Annotated in this window: 23 protein-coding genes; 14 read left to right on the top strand and 9 right to left on the bottom strand. The window is 63.9% G+C overall.

The annotated features are described in order from the left end of the window. Window positions 1–11: 11 nt before the first annotated feature. Window positions 12–950, bottom strand: coding sequence for a zinc ABC transporter substrate-binding protein ZnuA (gene znuA / locus OKB81_RS06655; RefSeq protein WP_160837525.1), 939 nt, complete (start codon window positions 948–950; stop codon window positions 12–14). A 94-nt stretch (window positions 951–1,044) separates the two neighbouring features. On the opposite strand from znuA, the gene znuC reads away from it, so the two are divergent. Together znuC and znuB are read left to right on the top strand one after the other, a co-directional pair. Continuing rightward, complete coding sequence (znuC, locus tag OKB81_RS06660; protein WP_069651971.1) at window positions 1,045–1,809, top strand: zinc ABC transporter ATP-binding protein ZnuC; 765 nt, start codon at window positions 1,045–1,047, stop codon at window positions 1,807–1,809. A 9-nt stretch (window positions 1,810–1,818) separates the two neighbouring features. Continuing rightward, window positions 1,819–2,598: a zinc ABC transporter permease subunit ZnuB gene (gene znuB / locus OKB81_RS06665; RefSeq protein ID WP_160837526.1), complete on the top strand. Its 780-nt coding sequence runs from the start codon at window positions 1,819–1,821 to the stop codon at window positions 2,596–2,598. Window positions 2,599–2,703: 105 nt separating this feature from the next. Here the strand turns inward: znuB and OKB81_RS06670 are convergent, their stop codons facing one another. Continuing rightward, on the bottom strand, window positions 2,704–3,621 hold the full coding sequence (locus OKB81_RS06670; protein ID WP_042014956.1) for a LysR substrate-binding domain-containing protein: 918 nt from the start codon (window positions 3,619–3,621) through the stop codon (window positions 2,704–2,706). Window positions 3,622–3,712: 91 nt separating this feature from the next. Between OKB81_RS06670 and OKB81_RS06675 the strand changes: the two genes are divergently transcribed. After that, on the top strand, window positions 3,713–4,570 hold the full coding sequence (locus OKB81_RS06675; protein ID WP_010672801.1) for a DMT family transporter: 858 nt from the start codon (window positions 3,713–3,715) through the stop codon (window positions 4,568–4,570). Here OKB81_RS06675 and OKB81_RS06680 read toward each other — a convergent pair. After that, entirely contained in the window at window positions 4,567–5,157 is a 591-nt protein-coding gene (locus OKB81_RS06680) for a uracil-DNA glycosylase family protein (protein ID WP_041214394.1), read from the bottom strand. The genes OKB81_RS06675 and OKB81_RS06680 overlap by 4 nt on opposite strands. Before the next feature lie 102 nt (window positions 5,158–5,259). Here OKB81_RS06680 and rarD point away from each other — a divergent pair, with 102 nt between their 5' ends. Next, window positions 5,260–6,153 (top strand): EamA family transporter RarD, encoded by an 894-nt coding sequence (gene rarD, locus OKB81_RS06685; protein WP_160837527.1) that lies wholly within the window; start codon window positions 5,260–5,262, stop codon window positions 6,151–6,153. Then, window positions 6,150–6,485 (top strand): GIY-YIG nuclease family protein, encoded by a 336-nt coding sequence (locus tag OKB81_RS06690; protein WP_160837528.1) that lies wholly within the window; start codon window positions 6,150–6,152, stop codon window positions 6,483–6,485. The genes rarD and OKB81_RS06690 overlap by 4 nt, the downstream gene beginning before the upstream one ends. Before the next feature lie 50 nt (window positions 6,486–6,535). Here OKB81_RS06690 and pspG read toward each other — a convergent pair whose 3' ends face one another. The 4 genes from pspG to OKB81_RS06710 form a co-directional block, all read right to left on the bottom strand. Next, window positions 6,536–6,754, bottom strand: a complete 219-nt coding sequence (gene pspG / locus OKB81_RS06695; protein WP_010672797.1) for an envelope stress response protein PspG — start codon at window positions 6,752–6,754, stop codon at window positions 6,536–6,538. A 47-nt stretch (window positions 6,755–6,801) separates the two neighbouring features. Continuing rightward, complete coding sequence (locus OKB81_RS06700; protein WP_010672796.1) at window positions 6,802–7,008, bottom strand: PspC domain-containing protein; 207 nt, start codon at window positions 7,006–7,008, stop codon at window positions 6,802–6,804. A 2-nt stretch (window positions 7,009–7,010) separates the two neighbouring features. Next, the gene (pspA, locus tag OKB81_RS06705; RefSeq protein WP_160837529.1) at window positions 7,011–7,673 is read right to left on the bottom strand and encodes a phage shock protein PspA; all 663 of its coding nucleotides are present in this window, start codon (window positions 7,671–7,673) and stop codon (window positions 7,011–7,013) included. 206 nt (window positions 7,674–7,879) lie between these two features. Then, window positions 7,880–8,608, bottom strand: a complete 729-nt coding sequence (locus OKB81_RS06710; protein ID WP_039039739.1) for a 1-acylglycerol-3-phosphate O-acyltransferase — start codon at window positions 8,606–8,608, stop codon at window positions 7,880–7,882. A 163-nt stretch (window positions 8,609–8,771) separates the two neighbouring features. Between OKB81_RS06710 and OKB81_RS06715 the strand changes: the two genes are divergently transcribed. Genes OKB81_RS06715 through OKB81_RS06730 form a run of 4 tightly spaced genes read left to right on the top strand, consistent with a single transcriptional unit; the run spans window position 8,772 to window position 12,529 of the window. Further along, the gene (locus tag OKB81_RS06715) at window positions 8,772–9,152 is read left to right on the top strand and encodes a hypothetical protein (protein WP_039039817.1); all 381 of its coding nucleotides are present in this window, start codon (window positions 8,772–8,774) and stop codon (window positions 9,150–9,152) included. Window positions 9,153–9,207: 55 nt separating this feature from the next. Continuing rightward, on the top strand, window positions 9,208–11,250 hold the full coding sequence (locus OKB81_RS06720) for a protein-disulfide reductase DsbD family protein (RefSeq protein WP_270805155.1): 2,043 nt from the start codon (window positions 9,208–9,210) through the stop codon (window positions 11,248–11,250). Window positions 11,251–11,260: 10 nt separating this feature from the next. Beyond that, window positions 11,261–12,001: a DsbA family protein gene (locus OKB81_RS06725; RefSeq protein ID WP_010672791.1), complete on the top strand. Its 741-nt coding sequence runs from the start codon at window positions 11,261–11,263 to the stop codon at window positions 11,999–12,001. Window positions 12,002–12,004: 3 nt separating this feature from the next. Continuing rightward, on the top strand, window positions 12,005–12,529 hold the full coding sequence (locus OKB81_RS06730) for a protein disulfide oxidoreductase (protein ID WP_052814378.1): 525 nt from the start codon (window positions 12,005–12,007) through the stop codon (window positions 12,527–12,529). A gap of 188 nt (window positions 12,530–12,717) precedes the next feature. Here the strand turns inward: OKB81_RS06730 and OKB81_RS06735 are convergent, their stop codons facing one another. Further along, window positions 12,718–13,017 carry an EF-hand domain-containing protein gene (locus tag OKB81_RS06735; protein ID WP_234888587.1) on the bottom strand — a complete coding sequence of 100 codons (300 nt, stop codon included), beginning with the start codon at window positions 13,015–13,017 and terminating at the stop codon, window positions 12,718–12,720. 267 nt (window positions 13,018–13,284) lie between these two features. Here OKB81_RS06735 and atcJ point away from each other — a divergent pair, with 267 nt between their 5' ends. The 4 genes from atcJ to atcC are packed head-to-tail and all read left to right on the top strand — an operon-like array spanning window position 13,285 to window position 15,829. Next, entirely contained in the window at window positions 13,285–13,569 is a 285-nt protein-coding gene (atcJ, locus tag OKB81_RS06740) for a cold adaptation protein ActJcold adaptation protein ActJ (RefSeq protein ID WP_024943298.1), read from the top strand. A 23-nt stretch (window positions 13,570–13,592) separates the two neighbouring features. Then, on the top strand, window positions 13,593–14,135 hold the full coding sequence (gene atcA, locus OKB81_RS06745) for a cold adaptation protein AtcA (RefSeq protein ID WP_128296340.1): 543 nt from the start codon (window positions 13,593–13,595) through the stop codon (window positions 14,133–14,135). Window positions 14,136–14,147: 12 nt separating this feature from the next. Next, window positions 14,148–14,915: a cold adaptation protein AtcB gene (atcB, locus tag OKB81_RS06750; protein ID WP_010672787.1), complete on the top strand. Its 768-nt coding sequence runs from the start codon at window positions 14,148–14,150 to the stop codon at window positions 14,913–14,915. 11 nt (window positions 14,916–14,926) lie between these two features. Continuing rightward, window positions 14,927–15,829, top strand: a complete 903-nt coding sequence (atcC, locus tag OKB81_RS06755; RefSeq protein WP_160837531.1) for a cold adaptation protein AtcC — start codon at window positions 14,927–14,929, stop codon at window positions 15,827–15,829. 85 nt (window positions 15,830–15,914) lie between these two features. Here atcC and OKB81_RS06760 read toward each other — a convergent pair whose 3' ends face one another. After that, complete coding sequence (locus OKB81_RS06760) at window positions 15,915–16,238, bottom strand: hypothetical protein (RefSeq protein WP_160837532.1); 324 nt, start codon at window positions 16,236–16,238, stop codon at window positions 15,915–15,917. Window positions 16,239–16,484: 246 nt separating this feature from the next. Here OKB81_RS06760 and OKB81_RS06765 point away from each other — a divergent pair, with 246 nt between their 5' ends. Next, window positions 16,485–16,736, top strand: a complete 252-nt coding sequence (locus OKB81_RS06765) for a hypothetical protein (RefSeq protein WP_039039818.1) — start codon at window positions 16,485–16,487, stop codon at window positions 16,734–16,736. Window positions 16,737–16,987: the final 251 nt, after the last annotated feature.

Raw genomic sequence — 16,987 nt, forward strand, 5'->3', positions numbered from 1 at the left:
TCGGGCAAGGCCTAGCGGCACTGGGCGAAGGCATCCGCCAACTGCTGCATGAATTGCGGATAACCGTCCGGACCGAGCGGCACCCGCTCGCCGACTTCGTCCAGCAGCAGCACCTTGGCCCCGGTATTGCGGGCAACCGACTCGATCACCGCCGGGGAGAACTGCGGCTCGGCGTAGATGCAGCTCGCCTTTTTCTCTTCCAGCGCCTTGCGGATGTCAATCAGCGTCTTGGCTCCCGGGCGACGCTCCGGGCTCACGGTGAAGTGTCCCTTGGAGCTCATGCCGTAGTGACGCTCCCAGTATCCATAGGCTTCGTGGAACACGAAGTAGCCCTTCTGATCCACCGCCTTCATCTGCACGGCGATCACCTTGTCCAGGGCGTCAACCTTGCCCTCGAAGGCCGCGAGATTGGCGGCATAGCGCGCCTGGTTGGCAGGATCCAGCTTGCCCAGTTCGGTCGCGATCGCCTTGGCAATCACCTTGGCCTGGGTTGGACCCAGCCAGATGTGGGGATCCACCCCTTCGTGGTAGTGCCCTTCATGGCCCTCGTCGTGCGAGCCGTGGTCGTGGGCGGCATGGTCATGATCCTTGTCATCATGGTGATGATCGTCATGTTCCCCCTGGGTCGCATAGTTGTACAGCGGCATGCCGGGAACCTGGGTCAGGGTCAATACATGAGGATGCTGGGCCAGGGGTTTGGCCATGAAGCCTTCCAGCTCGGGACCGACCCACACCACCAGATCGGCCTCCTTGATATTGCGCATGTCGGAAGGGCGCAGGGAAAAATCGTGGGGCGACGCACCGGTGGGCAGCAGCACCCCGGGCTCGCTCACACCATCGGTGATCGCCGCCGCGATGAAGCCCAGGGGTTTGATGGTGGTCAGCACCTCGAGGGCACGGACAGGCAGACTCACCGCCATCAGGGCAGTGATCAGAGCAAGAATTCGCATAGAGGTCTCGTCAGGGTGTGTGTGTGTGATAATATAACAAACCAACGTCGCTGTTATATTATAACTCTCACAGGCTGTAAACCCCGGAGCTGTCATGACCCAACTGGTGGAGCTGAAAGAGGTCTGTCTCTCATTTGACGGACGACTCGTGCTCGACAAGGTCTCCTTTACCCTGAACAAAGGCAAAATCACCACCCTGGTCGGCCCCAACGGGGCGGGCAAGAGCACCCTGAGCAAGCTGGTGCTGGGCTTGCTCAGCCCAGATTCGGGGGACATCGTTCGCCGCCGCGATCTGCGGGTCGGCTATGTACCCCAGCGCCTCTATCTGGACCCCACCCTCCCCCTGACGGTGCGCCGCTTCCTGCAACTTGGCAAGAACAGCCGCCTCTCCATCGAGGAGGCGCTCAATCGGGTCGGTGCCCAGGATCTGCTGGACAACCGGATGCAAAAGCTCTCCGGTGGCGAGATGCAGCGGGTGCTGCTGGCCCGCGCCCTGCTGGTCAAACCCGAGCTGCTGGTGCTGGACGAACCGGTGCAAGGGGTAGATATCACGGGCCAGATCGAGCTCTATGCCCTCATCAGCCAGCTGGCCGCCGAGTTCCACTGCGCCGTGCTGATGGTCTCCCACGATCTGCACCTGGTGATGGCCAGCACTCACGAGGTGATCTGCCTCAATCGCCACGTCTGCTGCCACGGCGAGCCGGAGAGCGTGGCCCGGCACCCGGAATTTGCCCGCCTGTTCGGGCGGCCGGAGCGGGAGGTGCTGGCGGTCTATACCCACCATCACCACTGCGATGGCGAACACCATCATCATGAACCGCAGGCTCCCGTCATCCGCCTGCCCTCTCGCAACAACTAGGATCTTCACGTGGACAGCTTTCTGTTATACGCCCTCGCGGCCGGACTCGGCATCGCCCTGCTGGCCGGGCCCCTGGGCAGCTTCGTGGTGTGGCGCAAGATGGCCTATTTTGGCGACACCCTCTCCCATGCCTGCCTCTTCGGCATCGCCCTCGGCATCCTGCTGCAGGTGGACCTCACCCTGGCGGTCGTGGTCTGCTGCCTCGCCATGGCAATGCTGCTGGTCATCATGAGCCGCAACCAGCAGGTCGCCACCGACACCCTGCTCGGCATTCTGGCCCACAGCGCCCTGTCGCTGGGTCTGGTCACCCTGAGCTTCATGGACAACGTGCGGGTGGACCTGATGGCCTACCTGTTTGGCGACCTGCTCTCGGTGCAGCCCATGGACCTGCTCTGGATCTACGGCGGCGGCGCCCTGGTGCTGCTCACCCTGTGGCGACTCTGGGAGCCCCTGCTCTCCATGACCATCTCGGAAGAGCTGGCCCGGGTGGAAGGGGTACGGGTGGATGTGCTGCGCTGCGTGCTGATGTTGCTGATAGGCCTGGTCATCGCCGTGGCCATGAAGTTCGTCGGGGCGCTCATCATCACCTCCTTGCTGATCATTCCCGCCGCCACCGCCCGCCGCTTCAGCCAGACCCCGGAGCAGATGGCCGGCTTTGCCGCCCTGACCGGCTGTCTCGCCGTGCTGGGGGGCCTTGCCCTCTCCTGGTATCAGGACACCCCGGCCGGTCCCTCGGTCGTAGTCTGCGCCACCACCCTCTTTGTACTGAGCCAGTTCAAGCGCACCTGACCCGCTCCTGATGGCCCTCGTCTCGCCAGTGCCATCAGGCCTCCCGAATCAGACACCTTCGTCGTGGGCTGTGCCGTCCATTCTGCATTAGGGCGCCCAGCCCGTTCAGACGCGCCTGAGAGGCTCGTTTTCCCCGGGTCTCAGGCTCGCCTGCGACTCCTGCCACAGCCACTGACGCAACCGGCTGATGGCGGGTTCATGGGCGCGCGAGCGCTTGAAGACGAAATAGAAGTTGTCGCCGGTCTCGAGGGCGTGCAGGGGCAGCCGCACCAGACGCGGATCTTCCGGCTGCAACATGTAGTCATTGATGAGCGCCATTCCCTGGTCCCAGTTCGCCGCCTCCAGCGCGAGCAGGATATGGCTGAAATGGTGCACCCTCGCCTCGGGGGGAATAGTCAGCCCCCCCATTTCGGCCCAGCGCCGCCAATCTTCCCCCTTCTCGCGGTAGATAGCCTGGATGGAGAGCAGCGGCAACTGCCACAGGGTGGCGGGCCACTCCCCTTCCACCTGCTGCCACATCCGGCGACTGCACACCGGCATCAGCCGCTCCCGATAGAGCAGATCGTGCATGTAGCCCGGCCCTTCGGGGGAGACGGTGATGAAACCGTCCGCCACCCTGTCGGAGAGCTCGGGGTCTTCCGCCACCATCTCCAGGCTGAGATCCAGCTCTGGATAGAGCTGGCGCAGCCCGGCCAGGCGCGGGATCAGCCACTTCACCGCAAAGGAGCTGTAGACCGCGAGCCGCACCCGCATCTCGCCGCCGCCGCGCAACTGCTCGCTGCTCTGGGCAATCTGGACCAGCCCGGCGGCGATCCCCTCGAAATAGATCTCCCCCTGGGGCGTCAGGGAGAGCAGCCGCCCCTGGCGCAGCAGCAGCCGCTCCCCCAGAAAATCCTCCAGCAGACGGATCTGGTGACTGACCGCACTCTGGCTGACATTGAGCTCCAGGGCGGCGCGGGAAAAACTCAGCAGGCGGGCAACCACCTCGAAATATTGAACGGCGCGCAGGGGGGGCAGCTTCATTATCCAAATTTCTCATGCGTGATGATTTTTTATCATTTTACTGGATAACAGGCCGCGGGCTACCCTCCCCTCATCTGAATCTGGAGGTGGTATGAATGCAGTCGGAATAGGCATCCTCTATCTGGTGCTCGGCAACATGGTGGCGGTCTTCTCCGATGCCCTGGTCAAGGTGCTGGAGCCGGACCAGCCCATCTTCCAATTTGTCTTTTTCCGCCAGCTCTCCGCGGCCCTGCTGCTCGCCCCCTGGCTGCTCTGGTCCTGGCGGCGCAACCCGCCGGTAGCCCTCAAGTGGCACCTGCTGCGGGCCCATATCTGGGCCGTCGGTGTCTGCCTGATGGTGGTCGCCCTCACCCGGCTGCCGCTCGCCACCGCCAACGCCCTCTTCTATGCCGCCCCGCTGCTGATGGTGCCGCTCGCGGTCTGGCTGGCGGGGGAGGCACTCTCGCGCCAGAAGGTGCTGACGGCGCTGCTCGGCTTCGTCGGAGTGCTCATCGTGCTGCGCCCGACCGAGGTAAACTGGGCCGCCCTGGCGGCGCTCGGGGTGGCGCTCTCCCTGGCGGTCAACAACCTGCTGATCAAGCGCATCCCGCTCCAGCAGCCCATCGCCCAGACCCTGTTTTTCACCAATGTGCTGAGCATGCCCTTCATCCTGGCGCTGGCCTGGTGGGAAGGGGGCGAGTGGCAATGGCAGATGTGGTGGCCCGCCTTCGGCTCCTCGGCGCTCATCATGGTCTACGCGGGGCTGTGCGTGATGGCCTATCGCAAGGCGGAGGCAAGCAAGATCGCCTCGGCGGAGTACACCGGGCTGCTGATGGCGGTCGCCATCGGGGTCTGGCTGTTTGACGAACAGCCGGGGCTGCCGCTGCTGCTGGGGTGCCTGTGCATCATACTGCCGCTGGTCGCCATGGCCCGCAGCAAGCCCAAACCCCAGGCCGAGCCGGCGCTCTAGCCTGCCGGGTCAAGCAGGGGGGCGACCCGCTGCTGCAGATGGGGGATCACCCCCTGCTCGAACCAGGGGTTCTTCCTGAGCCAGAGGGTGTTGCGCGGGGACGGGTGCGGAAGCGGCAACCAGGCCGGGCCATAGTCCGCCCAGTGTCGCACCGTCTCGGTGAGCGATCCTTTCGCCGCCGCCCTCAGGTAGTAAGCCTGCGCATACTGGCCGATGAGCAGGGTCAGCTCGATGTTGGGCAGCAGCATCAGAACCTTGTCGTGCCAGGTGGGGGCACATTCCGGGCGCGGCGGCAGATCCCCCGACTTGCCCCTGCCGGGGTAACAGAGCCCCATGGGCATGATGGCGATGCGGGATTCATCGTAAAAGGTGGCCTTGTCCACCCCGAGCCACAAGCGCAGTCGATCGCCGGAGGGATCGTCCCAGGGGATGCCGCTGGCGTGTACCCGGGTGCCGGGGGCCTGGCCGATGATGAGCAAACGGGCGCGCTCGTTGCCGCGGATCACCGGCCTTGGGCCGAGCGGCAGGTGGGCCTCGCACAGGCGGCAGGCCCGGATCTGTTCAAACAGGGGATCGAGTCGGTTCATGGGCCCGATAGTACCAGAGTTTTCTCCCCGCTCCCGCTTGTGAAAGGAGCGGCGGATACTTATCATGCAGCCGCCATTGTTTAGTTTAATAAACGGAGAGAGATGAAGAACTGGATGGGCACCGGCAGCGCGGCCCTCTCATTCGTGCTGTGGGGCATGCTGCCCCTCTATTACCAGTTCATGCCCGAGATCAACATGTGGGAACTGCTCTCCCACCGGGTGCTCTGGTCCGTGGTGCTGCTGGGAGGCCTGCTTCTGCTCCTCGGCCATCGGGTACCCTGGGGGGCCCTGCGCGGCGATCCCCGGCAGCTCGGCCTTGTGCTGCTGGCGGGCCCCGTGATGTCCATCAGCTGGTGCATGTTCACCTGGTGCCTGACCACGGGCCAGGTGCTGGCCACCAGCCTCGCCTTCTTCATGACCCCGCTGTTCAACATCGCCTTTGCGGTGCTCTTCCTCAAAGAGAAGCTCACCCCGCAAAAACACCTGGCGGTGACGCTCGCCCTGGCGGGGCTCGCCTACATGCTCTTCTCCTACGGCGAGCTGCCCTGGTTCTCCCTCGTGATGGGGGCCAACTTCGCCCTCTACGGCCTCATCAAGAAGAAGGTGAGACTGGACGCCGGTACCAGCCTCTATCTGGAGTCCCTGGTGCAGTTGCCCGTCGCCCTGCTGATCATCGGCTGGCTGACCTTGCAGGGCACCAGCCAGTTTATGGCTGGTGACTGGACCGAGCGCCTGCTGCTGATGGGCAGTGCCCCCGCCACCCTGCTGCCGGTGGGGCTGTTCTGCTATGCGGTGGCGCGCACGCCCATGAGCACGGTGGGGCTGCTGCAATACATAGAGCCGAGCCTCGCCTTCCTGCTCGCCCTCTTCTGGTTTGGCGAGATCCCGGATCCGGTGAAATCCGTGGGCTTTGCCTTCGTCTGGGCCGGCCTGCTGGTGAGCCTGCTGCCCCTGCACCGGCTTGGGCGCCAGCGGGCCAGGTGGCGCACCTCATGACCCTCGCCACCACCACTCCCTCCCGCTGGTTTGTCTATCTGGTGCGCACCGGCACCGGGGCACTCTATGCGGGGATCAGCACGGATCCCGAGCGGCGACTGCGTCAGCACCAGAGCGGCAAGGGGGCCAGAGCCCTGCGCGGCAAGGGACCCCTCTCCCTGGTATGGCAGCAGGAAGTCCCCGGCAAACCCGAGGCGCTGCGCCTCGAGTACCGCCTCAAGCAGCAGAGCAAGGCGTTCAAGGAGCGCCTGGTACACGAGCCGGTGCTGTGGCACGGCTGGGGCCTTTCCTGGCTTGCCACCCCGCACACCGACCCTGTGTCGCCCCCATAAAAAGGGCCACTGCAAGCAGTGGCCAAGGAAGGATGCGAAATCAGGGGGGCTTAACGGTAGGTGTTCGACTGCTTGCGCCTGTTGCTGAGTAGCCAGCACACCACCAGCACCACCAGCAACCAGGGCGCCAGCTTGATGATGAGGGCAAACATGCCGGCCAGGGCGCCAAACAGCACGAAGACCCCGCTCACCAGCAGCATGGCCAGCACGGTGAATCCGGTCAGCGCCATGCCGATCAGCACCAGGATCAAGACGATAAATTCCAGCATGTTGTGCTCCTCACGGGCTTGCACTTGCCGACGGGGCGATCCGGAGATCACCCCAGCCAGCGTTGAAGTTCACGGCGGGGAGGCATGACGAGCACCCCCACCAGATAGAGCGCCAGGGCCAGCGGCGGCATCAGGATCAGGGCGAGCAGGGCCACCACCCGCACCGTCACTCTGGACACCCCCAGCCCTCTGGCAAGACCGGCGCAGACCCCGGTCAGCTTGCGATGGGCGAGATCCTTGGGCCAGGGTGTCATGGTTATGCCTCCACCTTCTGACCCTTGAGCCGGGCCAGTTCCCGCTCAATCTCGTCGTTCAGCTCCAGCTCGCGGAACTGGGCCTCGAGGGACGGATTCTGCCCCAGGGTCGCCGCCTCCAGCTGGGCCTCCAGCTGATCGACCCGGTTCTGGAAGCCGTCGAAGCGGGCCACCAGCTCGTGCATGCGCTGGTTGTCCACCTGGGCACGGGCGCGGATGCGGCTGTGGGCGGTCTGCTCGCGCAGGGTCAGCATCTTCTGCTTCTCCCGCGCCTCGGTCAGCTTGGCCGCCAGTCGCTCGCTGTCGGTGGTGAGCTGGGCCAGCACCTCGGCCACCCGCGCCTTGTCCTCTTCCAGCCGCTCGCACTGCTTCATCTCCGCCAGCTTCTCGGTGAGGGCGGCACGGGCCAGATCTTCGCGGCCCTTCTGGATGGCGAGTTCGGCCTTGGCTGCCCACTCCTGGATCTGGTTGCGCAGCGCCTGCTGATGGCGCTCCAACTGTTTCTGTTCGGCGATGACGCGGGCGGCCTGGGTTCTCATCTCGACCTGGACCTGCTCCATCTCCTCGATCATCAGCCGCAGCATCTTCTCCGGCTCTTCGCTCTTGTCTAGCAGGCTGTGCAGGTTGGCATTGATCACGTCGGTCAGGCGGCTGAATACGCTCATGGTCTGGCTCCTTGTTGATGGGGTGTCACTCTCTTCCCATGACATTACAAGAGCCGTGCCAGAATATTTTTTCCTTTATTTACAATTAGATGAAAGTTAACGATGGATGTCCATTGGATACAGCGTGGTGAAAAAAACCAACAAGATGGTGATTTTCACCAATAAAAAAGGGAGCCAGCGGCTCCCTCTCTTCTCTGCAACCGGGCTCAGGCCGCCGGCCGATGGCCAAGCTTGCCATCCAGCTCCGCCAGCTTGGCTTCCATCTTCTCCCGGCAGGTGTCGGAGAGCTCGCGGATGCCGGCGGCGCCGTGCTCCTTGCTGCACACCGGGGCCATCACCTCCAGCAGCACCTCGCCGTTGTCCCAGCGGTTGAGATCGACCTGACCGAAGTAGCTGGAGCAGACGATGGGCACCACGGGCACCTCGGCCTGGACGGCAGTGTGGAAGGCCCCCGCCTTGAACGGCAGCAGACCACGCCCCTGGGAGCGGGTCCCCTCCGGGAACATCCAGATGGAGGTGCCGCGATGCTTGATGCGATCCACCACCTGGCCGATGGTGCCGATGGCGCGGGAGCGGTTGGAGCGGTCGATCAGCACGTTGCCGGAGAGCCAGAAGATGAGACCGAAGAAGGGGAGCCACAGCAGGCTCTTCTTGCCCACCGCCACCACGCCGGGCTGCACGGCGCCGGTCACGGTGAAGATGTCGTAGTTGCTCTGGTGATTGCAGACGTAGACCGCCGGCCCCACCGATTTGACCTCGTCGGCCACCGTCACCCGGACCTTGAGGCCGATCAGCGGGCAGACCGCATGATACATGCGGGCAAAGACATAGACGTTGTTCGGGTGGCGCGGGCGCACCAGACAAAGCAACAGGCCGAACAGGAACCAGAAGACGAGCAGCAGTGCCAGCAGCAGCACACGGGCAAGTTTGAGCATCGAACACCTCGGAATTTGACTCGGCGCAGTATACTGGTCCCCCTTTTAGCGAACAAGCGTTCGCCAGACAGAACCGACCAGCCCCGGACGCCACCGGCCACCCCGGCTTGCCCCACCCGCCATTGCCCGCTAGGATGTGGCCATCTTGATGAACGGGGCGAGCATGATTTTGCAACAACGCGCGGCGACACGACTCCTGCTGCTGGTCTGCCTGCTGGTGCTCAATTGCGCGGCCCAGCCGCTGGCCCGCCTCGCCCTGCTCGATCACGCCGTGAGTTGCCAGACCCTGCCCCAGTTCGCCTCAGCCGACGACCAGGCCGACAAGGGCACGCCCGCCAGTGTGCAGCCCAATAGCTGCCAGCTCAACGGCAAGTGGCTGAGCGCCGCCAGTCTGCTGTGCGTGGAGCAACTCTTCTTCGCCATCGCCTTCGTGATTGCCCTGCTGGTGCCCCTGTCACGGCGCGCGCCGGCACTGCCTCCCCCCATCAATGTCTCGCCGCCAGAGCGGCGACTGCACCTCACCCTCTGCGTCTGGCGGGAATGAGTTCAGCCGCGCTTTTTCAGCCTGCTGTCACTCATTTTTTTGCGAGACCCAACACATGTCGAATCTCTTCAAGGCGGCCCTGCTACTGGGCAGCCTGCTGTGGCAATCCAGCGGATTGGCCAGCGATACGGGGTGGCTCACCCGCCCCCAGAACAGTCACGCCAAGGTCAGGCTGCAAGCCGACCGCAGCGTCCCGGATCAGACCCGCATCCTGCTCGATGTCCAGCTGGAGTCAGGCTGGAAGACCTACTGGCACAGCCCGGGTGAAGGGGGCATAGCGCCCCAGATCCTGTGGGATGAGCCGGTCGGCGACTTCCAGTGGCACTGGCCCACGCCGCGTCCCTTCGAGGTGGCCGGGCTCAACACCCAGGGCTATCAGGAGCAGGTACGCTTCCCCCTGAGCCTGGGCTACCCGGCCGGGCAGCCGCTCAAGGGCACCTTGCGCCTCTCCACCTGCAGCAATGTCTGCATCCTGACCGACTACCCCTTCACCCTGGCGGCGGATGGGCAGGCGCCGGCCGGTTTCGACTTCGCCTGGGCCCGGGCCATGAGCACCCTGCCACAGACGCTGCCCGCCGACACCCGGGTCGAGCTCGGCTACCAGCACAACCTGCTGCAACTGCGGGCCGAGCGGGTCGAGGGGTGGCAGGAGCCTGCGCTCTTCATCGATGCGCTGGAGGGGGCCGAGTTCGGCAAGCCCGCGCTCGAGGTGAACGGCACCACCCTGATTGCCCGGGTGCCGGTCAGCGACGGCTGGCAGGGGGATGCCCCTGACTTGCGTGGTCAATCCCTCGGCCTGCTGCTCACCAGCGGCGAGCAGGCCTGGCAGACCCGCGCCACCATCGCCGGGCCCCTCACCTTGCCAGCCCCAGGCCAGCCTCTCATCTGGCTGCTGGGGGCGGCGCTGCTCGGCGGTCTCATCCTCAACCTGATGCCCTGCGTGCTGCCGGTACTGGCCCTGAAACTCGGCACCGTGTTGCAGCAGCAGGGGCGCGAACAAGGAGGCGTGCGCAAACAGTTCCTCGCCGCCAGCGCCGGGATAATCACCTCCTTCTGGGTGCTGGCGGCCATGAGCAGCCTGCTGCGCGCCACACAAGGGGCGGTCGGCTGGGGGATCCAGTTCCAGAGCGCCGGTTTCATCGGCTTCATGGTGGCGGTGACCCTGCTGTTTTGCGCCAACCTGCTGGGGCTGTTCGAGATAAGGTTGCCCAGCAGTCTCAGCACTCGCCTCGCCACCCGCGGCGGCAAGGGGCTCGGCGGTCACTTCCTGCAGGGGAGTTTCGCCACCCTGCTCGCGACCCCCTGCTCGGGCCCCTTCCTTGGCACCGCGGTGGCCTTTGCACTGGCGGCGCCGCTCGGCCAGCTCTGGCTCATCTTCACCGCCCTCGGCCTTGGCATGAGCCTGCCCTGGCTGCTGGTGGCGGCCCTGCCGCGCCTTGCCCTCTGGCTGCCCAAACCGGGGCGCTGGATGGGGCGACTGCGCATCCTGCTCGGGCTGATGATGCTGGGCTCCAGCCTCTGGCTGGCGAGCCTGCTTGGCAACCATCTGGGCACCACGGCCACCGGCTGGCTGATGGCCGCCATGGTGCTGGCGCTGCTGATGGGCATCCTCTGGCGTTATGGCCTGCGCGGTTTCACGCTGGCCCTCTCCCTCTCGGCACTCATCGGCGGCGCCCTGCTGCTGGGGGGCGCCCTCACGGTGAAAGGGAGTGGCAGCGTCGATCGCATCGCCTGGCAGCCGCTCTCCGAGCAGGCCATCGCCGACGCCCTGGCCCAGAACAAGCGGGTCTTCGTGGATGTCACCGCCGACTGGTGCGTCACCTGCAAGGCCAACAAATACAACGTGCTGCTGCGTGACGAGGTGCAGCGCGCCCTGTCGGCCCCGGGCGTGGTGGCCCTTCGCGGCGATTGGAGCCGGCCGAGCGATGCTATCTCCGTCTTCCTGCGCCATCGCGGCGCCGCCGCCGTTCCCTTCAACCAGATCTACGGGCCCGGCCTGCCGGAAGGGGAGATCCTCTCTCCCCTGCTGGACAAGGCCGACTTGCTCGACAGCTTGCACAAGGCCGGCCTCGTTCGGGCCGATGCCACCCATTTCTAAGGAGAATGCCATGAGACTGCGAACCCTGACCCTCTGCACCGCCCTGGTAGCCGCCACCCTGGGCACCCCCACGCTGCACGCCGCCCCCTTCACCCCGGAGCAGGAGGCCCGCATCAAGGAACTCATTCGCGAGACCCTGATCGCCAACCCCGGGATCCTCGACGAGGCAGCCGAATCCTGGGAGAAGCAGAACGCCGCGACCCAGCAGGCCCAGATGGGTGACTTCATCAAGGGCAACCAGGATGTGCTGTTCAACAGCCCCACCAGCCCGCGCCTCGGTGCCAAGCATCCCAAGCTGACCCTGGTGCTGTTCACCGACTACAACTGCCCCTACTGCAAGCAGTTCGACCCGGCGGTCGCCAAGCTGCTCGCGGCCTATCCGGACGATCTGGGGCTGGTGATCAAGCTGCTGCCGTTCAAGGGGCAGACCTCCGCCAAGGCGGCCCAGTACAGCCTGACCCTGTGGCAACAGGATCCTGCCCGCTTCCTCCCCCTGCACGACAAGCTCATGAGCAAGCAGGGGATGCTGACCGAGACGGACATCAACAAGGCGCTGGCCGCCACCGACAACCTGACCCTCAAGCCCGCAGGCAAGGCCACCGAAGAGCTGCGCAACAGCCTGCGCATCGGTACCCTGCTCGGCGTGCAAGGCACCCCGGCGACCCTTATCGGCAACCAGCTGGTGCCAGGTGCCATTCCCTATGACGAGCTGGAGCAGCTGGTCAAAGCCGAGCTGGCCAAGCGGAGCTAAGCCATGGCCGAGGATGCAGGCATAAAGGCCCCCCGCTGGCGCCGCTGGGGCAAGGAGGCGCTCTGGCTGCTGCTGATGGCGCTTGTCATCACCACCCTGGTGGATCTGTGGCGCAGCCCCACGCTGCCGGCGGGGGCCATGGAGGCCCCCTTCACCCTGCAGGACGGCACCACCACCACTCTGACCGAGCAGAGCCGCGGCAAGCCCCTGCTGGTCTACTACTGGGCCAGCTGGTGCGGGGTGTGCCGCTTCACCACTCCCACGGTGGAGCAGCTCTGGCAGGAGGGTGAAAATGTGCTGACGGTGGCACTGCGCTCCGGCAGCGATGACCAGTTGCGCGCCGGGATGGCGAAGAAGGGGCTGACCTTCCCCACCCACAACGACGAGTCCGGAGATCTGGCCGCCCGCTGGCAGGTGGGGGTGACGCCGACCTTCCTCGTCATCAAGGATGGGGCTCTGGTGAGCAGCACCACCGGCTGGAGCAGCGCCTGGGGGCTCAGGTTGCGGCTGCTCTGGGCAAGCTGGTAGCCCCCCTTCATGCCAGAGATGCAAAGAGCCCGGTATCGCTACCGGGCTCTTTTTCATCGGAGGGCTGACAACCCGCCCTATTGGGCGGCCTCCATCGCCCGCTTCTCCAGATTGGCCTTGATGTCGAGACGCTCAGACTCCCCGATCACCCCGTCACCGTTCTTGTCCAGGCGAGAGAAGAGCGCCTCCTACCGCGCCATGAACTGGGCCCTGGTGGTCTCCCGCGACGGCTTGAGCTGGCTCATCCGCTCCGGGACCGGCTTGCCAGCCTGTTGCATCACGCCAGCCAGCTTTGCCAGGTTGGCCTCTTTCTCGGCAACCGACAGCACGCCGTCACCGTTCTTGTCCTGCAAGGCGAAGCGCTGGGCTGCGCGCTCCATGAACTGGGCCCTGGTGACATCCCCCATCAGCGGCGAGGCGGGCAATATGTCGCTGGCAGAGGCGCCACTGCCTGCCAGCGCGAGCACGAAAAACGCGGACTTGACCATGGCGATGACTCCTTGTGACGGCAGAATCCGGATGGTTCGGACAAGAGGGGGCCGGGCAACGCCGGGGCCTGCCGCCCCCCTCTGCCAGTGTAGCCCCGCCGCCATCTCGCACCGCCCGCTCTTTTCGTACAGAAAGACCGCACTTTCATGGCAGAGGCGCCGGCTTTCCGTTAAAATCTCCGGTTTTTGCCGAGCCTGGTTTGCCGACGTTCAGCCACCAGGTCGACACAGGATGAATTCCACCATGCCAGTGAGGCAGGATCCGTCATGAACAACTACTTCCGGGTGTTGGGCGTCAAGTCCAATGCCAGTGAAAACGACATCAAAAAAGCCTATCGACGGCTGTCGAACCAGTACCACCCCGACAAGCTGCACGGGGCGAGCGAAGAAGAGAAAGAGCAGGCAGCCGCCCGGCTGCACCAGGTAAAGCAGGCTTATGAAGTGCTGTCCGATCCGAAACAGCGGGCCGCCTTTATCAAGGATTTCAACAACGTCATCGTGACCGATCCCGCTGCTGCCATGCAGGAGATGTGGGACCAGTTCTACCCCTGAGCCACCAGGCAAGAAGAGCAACTATGCAAAAAAAATGGGACCAGGCACGGCTCAAGGCCCTGCAAAGCGATGCCAGCGAGAACATCGAATCCTACCGGGATCAGGACGACCCCAAGGGGCTCGAGCAGTTCACCGACCAGATGAAGGCCCTGCTGCTGGCCGACATGAGCATGCTGGAGTTCATGCCCGAATACCTGCCGCTCGCCCTCTATGGCCGGGTGCAGTTCCCGCCCAAGGCCAAGTCGCAGTGGAACAAGTGGCTCGCCAGCGGTGAGCAACCCTCCTGGGACGAGTTCAAGGTGAGCGTCGGCTTCAACAACGCCATCCTGCCCCTGGTCAAGGCGGTGCGGGCACAGAGCGAAGATCAGCTGATGGAGGCCTGCGCCGTGCTGTTCCTCCTGGACAACCCGCTGCCCCGCGGCAGCCACCGCGGTGATGACGACTATGAGTTGCGCGATGAAGAAGAGGAAGACGGGGAAGATGCCGACGCCGACTACCACGGCGGCAGTGACCGCTATGGTGATGACGACGGCGATCAGGATATGTACGACGAAGTCCGTTTCTAATTGGGGCAAGGCATGAGCAACAGTCTGATAGAAATTACCGCCATCGAGATCAAAGAGCTGGCCGTCATCGAGCCGAAGCAGGCCAGCGAGAAGTTCGAGCTGATCGCCAAGACCATGTCTGACGACCAGCTGGCAGAAGTGATTGAAAACATTGATATCGTTACCCTGACCCAGATCAACGGCCAGCACGACATCTCCTTCCCTTCCATCATCTCCGAGCTGATGACCCCGGAGCGGATCCGCGACATCGTCTGCCAGCAGCCCCTCTACTGGGAAGAGGCGATCAAGAACAACGCCGACGAGCTGCAACAGCACACCTTCGACTTCCTCAACTACCTGATCCGCACCCAGGAGAGCGAAGCCAAGCAGCGGGAGATCCTCGAGTGCGTGGCCGAGGATCCGGCCGGTCTCTTCTACCTCGCCATCCCCTTTATCGAGTTCTATCGCGGCGATCGCTATGAAGAGGACGAAGGTTATCGCGACGTGCTGCACGCCGAAGAGGAAGATCTCGAAGAGTCCCTGCGCTACAGCGAGCGCCAGCAGGCCGAAGACAGCCACGACTATGCGCTGGACGACCCGCGCAGCCTCTTGATGCTCATTCGCGAGCTGGCCCCCGAGGTGGAAAAATCCATCAAGTCGCTGCTGCGCAACGAGCACTCCACCTGGGACGGCATCATCAACAAGTTTGCCGCCGAGCTGGTGATGCAGGCCAAAGAGAAGAACAAGGTCGAGGAAGACGAGTACGGTGACGTCGACGACATGTTCAGCTTTCTGGATTAAGGAGCCCATTCATGCAGTTAGTCATTCGCGATGCCAACCAGGGCCCCTTTCTGACCCAGGTGCTGCGCTTTGGCCGCGACAACGAACTCTTGAGTCAGCAGCAGCTCGCCGCCATCAAGGGCAAGGCGGTGCTGATGAGCCTCAAATTCGCCGACAAGTACTACAACAAGTACAAGATGCACCTGCTGGAGCAAGCGGCCCACGACGTCATCGGCGTGGTGAGCCTCGGTCTGCAGGAGCTATCCCAACGGGACCCGGCCAAGGCACTGGCCCTGTTGCAGGCGCCGGAAGGCCCCATCAAGCCGTTCCAGAAGGGCTGGTCCATGCTCATCACCGTCAGCCCCAAGCAGGCTGGCAACAGCCTCTACGGTGACGTGGATGCGCGACTCTTGGACAAGATCTCCAGCCCCCCCGATGTGGAAGAGTGGCAAGGGTGGCAGGAGTACGAGAAGGCGCTGACCGAGCACAACAAGAGCCGCCTGATGGAGCTCATCGACCAGCACTTCTTCGCCTGCGAGAGCGACCACCCCACCATGGAGGACAAGCTGGCCGAGGCCCTGCTCTACCGCATCCTCTGCGGCAAGGGCAGTGGCGCCGCCCCCCTCAAGGTGAAGCAGGATCTCAAGCGCAAACTGGCGCGGGAGATTGAGCTCGACGAGGGCTGGTACGACACCGACTACCTCGCCGCCCAGCTCACCCTGATGCTGAGCGCGCTGCCCGCCGACATGGCCGCCGCCCTGCGCCAAGAGCTGAGCCCGGGCTTTGTGCCCAACCTGCTGCATACCCTGGGGTTTGTGCGTCAGTACCAGCAGTTGCAAAAAGAGGACGCCTCGCCGGAGAAGCTCGACAACATGGAGATGCGCGCCGGGATCCGCCACCCCCTGCTCGGCTGGCCCCTCTACCACGACTTCTGATGACGGGCTTTCCCCTTCACGCTGTTCCAACGCCCGGCTTGCCGGGCGTTGTCATCTTTGCAGCTCGCAGATGGCGGCACCGACCCTATCGAGCAATGGTCCACATGGCGCTTTGCATCCCGGTCTCCCGAAAATCGATCACCACGGGATAGTCGTTGCCACAGCCCGTCACCGTCCAGCGCTCCTGCCAGTGGCGACTGCCCGGCTCCCCCTCGGGAAGTTGCAACACCACGGGCACGAAGCGCTCCGGCGCGTCACTCCCCTTGGTGGCCACCCAGGATGCGACCCCCACCATGGCATCCCGGATCAGCTGCTGATTGGCCAGGGTACCTTCCTGCACGGGTTCACTCGGGCTGGCCTCGGCCTGGCACACCAGGGGAAAAAGCAACAGCAGGGCACAGGGTCTCATCACACCTCCAGAGGGGTCAGTCAAAAAGTGGTTCGTTCGGGGCTTTCACCATGACCCGAAACGGCGCCAGACAGAAGAGACCACCAGGGGGAAGCAGGCGCAGGATCCGGGGTGCGGTGGCGTGCACGCAAGGCGGACTACTTCCTAAGCGTCATTGGCCCACATTTTGTCAGGGATATAATGACTCCCCCATACAAGCCGCCGGGGAGCCAGACCGTGAGCAGAAAGCCGGACCGCATGACCGCCATGCAGCAGATCATCGACGCCGTGAAGGCGGAATTTCCGCTCTATCAACCGGATACCTTCAAATGCGGGCCGGACAACACCTGCATCGGCTGCCCCAAGAAGCTGATGGAGCTGGTGGATACGGACCTCTGCTATTGGCAATATCAGATCGATCGCGGCATCCCGCCCAGCTTCGACGAGCTCAACCGCTTCGGCAAGATGTGCAAAAATATCCGCCGGGCCCTGGTGCGCAATGGCCGCATTCCCGCCTGACGAAAAGCAATACGCTGCCTTCATCGGCTTTTTGTGATGGTTTTATCCACCAGAATGAATCACCACCTTATTTAAGGTTCATCGCGGCTTTCCGGGGAAGGCCGCCTTGATTTTCAGAAAAAAGTATTCTGAGTCCCTAAATCCATATGCCATACGCTTTATCACTTTGATCTTGGGAAGGTGCGAACAAGTCCCTGATATGAGATCATGTTTGTCATCTGGAGCCATGGAACAGGGTTCATCATGAGTCA

Origin of the sequence: Aeromonas sp. QDB56 (assembly GCF_027705505.1) — a bacterium.
Lineage (GTDB): Bacteria > Pseudomonadota > Gammaproteobacteria > Enterobacterales > Aeromonadaceae > Aeromonas > Aeromonas caviae.

Bases quoted from the DNA above. Each gene is read 5' to 3' on its own strand.
- znuA (WP_160837525.1), bottom strand. From the start codon at position 950: ATGCGAATTCTTGCTCTGATCACTGCCCTGATGGCGGTGAGTCTGCCT.
- znuC (WP_069651971.1), top strand. From the start codon at position 1,045: ATGACCCAACTGGTGGAGCTGAAAGAGGTCTGTCTCTCATTTGACGGA.
- OKB81_RS06670 (WP_042014956.1), bottom strand. From the start codon at position 3,621: ATGAAGCTGCCCCCCCTGCGCGCCGTTCAATATTTCGAGGTGGTTGCC.
- OKB81_RS06675 (WP_010672801.1), top strand. From the start codon at position 3,713: ATGAATGCAGTCGGAATAGGCATCCTCTATCTGGTGCTCGGCAACATG.
- OKB81_RS06680 (WP_041214394.1), bottom strand. From the start codon at position 5,157: ATGAACCGACTCGATCCCCTGTTTGAACAGATCCGGGCCTGCCGCCTG.
- rarD (WP_160837527.1), top strand. From the start codon at position 5,260: ATGAAGAACTGGATGGGCACCGGCAGCGCGGCCCTCTCATTCGTGCTG.
- OKB81_RS06690 (WP_160837528.1), top strand. From the start codon at position 6,150: ATGACCCTCGCCACCACCACTCCCTCCCGCTGGTTTGTCTATCTGGTG.
- pspG (WP_010672797.1), bottom strand. From the start codon at position 6,754: ATGCTGGAATTTATCGTCTTGATCCTGGTGCTGATCGGCATGGCGCTG.
- OKB81_RS06700 (WP_010672796.1), bottom strand. From the start codon at position 7,008: ATGACACCCTGGCCCAAGGATCTCGCCCATCGCAAGCTGACCGGGGTC.
- pspA (WP_160837529.1), bottom strand. From the start codon at position 7,673: ATGAGCGTATTCAGCCGCCTGACCGACGTGATCAATGCCAACCTGCAC.
- OKB81_RS06710 (WP_039039739.1), bottom strand. From the start codon at position 8,608: ATGCTCAAACTTGCCCGTGTGCTGCTGCTGGCACTGCTGCTCGTCTTC.
- OKB81_RS06715 (WP_039039817.1), top strand. From the start codon at position 8,772: ATGATTTTGCAACAACGCGCGGCGACACGACTCCTGCTGCTGGTCTGC.
- OKB81_RS06720 (WP_270805155.1), top strand. From the start codon at position 9,208: ATGTCGAATCTCTTCAAGGCGGCCCTGCTACTGGGCAGCCTGCTGTGG.
- OKB81_RS06725 (WP_010672791.1), top strand. From the start codon at position 11,261: ATGAGACTGCGAACCCTGACCCTCTGCACCGCCCTGGTAGCCGCCACC.
- OKB81_RS06730 (WP_052814378.1), top strand. From the start codon at position 12,005: ATGGCCGAGGATGCAGGCATAAAGGCCCCCCGCTGGCGCCGCTGGGGC.
- OKB81_RS06735 (WP_234888587.1), bottom strand. From the start codon at position 13,017: ATGGTCAAGTCCGCGTTTTTCGTGCTCGCGCTGGCAGGCAGTGGCGCC.
- atcJ (WP_024943298.1), top strand. From the start codon at position 13,285: ATGAACAACTACTTCCGGGTGTTGGGCGTCAAGTCCAATGCCAGTGAA.
- atcA (WP_128296340.1), top strand. From the start codon at position 13,593: ATGCAAAAAAAATGGGACCAGGCACGGCTCAAGGCCCTGCAAAGCGAT.
- atcB (WP_010672787.1), top strand. From the start codon at position 14,148: ATGAGCAACAGTCTGATAGAAATTACCGCCATCGAGATCAAAGAGCTG.
- atcC (WP_160837531.1), top strand. From the start codon at position 14,927: ATGCAGTTAGTCATTCGCGATGCCAACCAGGGCCCCTTTCTGACCCAG.
- OKB81_RS06760 (WP_160837532.1), bottom strand. From the start codon at position 16,238: ATGAGACCCTGTGCCCTGCTGTTGCTTTTTCCCCTGGTGTGCCAGGCC.
- OKB81_RS06765 (WP_039039818.1), top strand. From the start codon at position 16,485: ATGCAGCAGATCATCGACGCCGTGAAGGCGGAATTTCCGCTCTATCAA.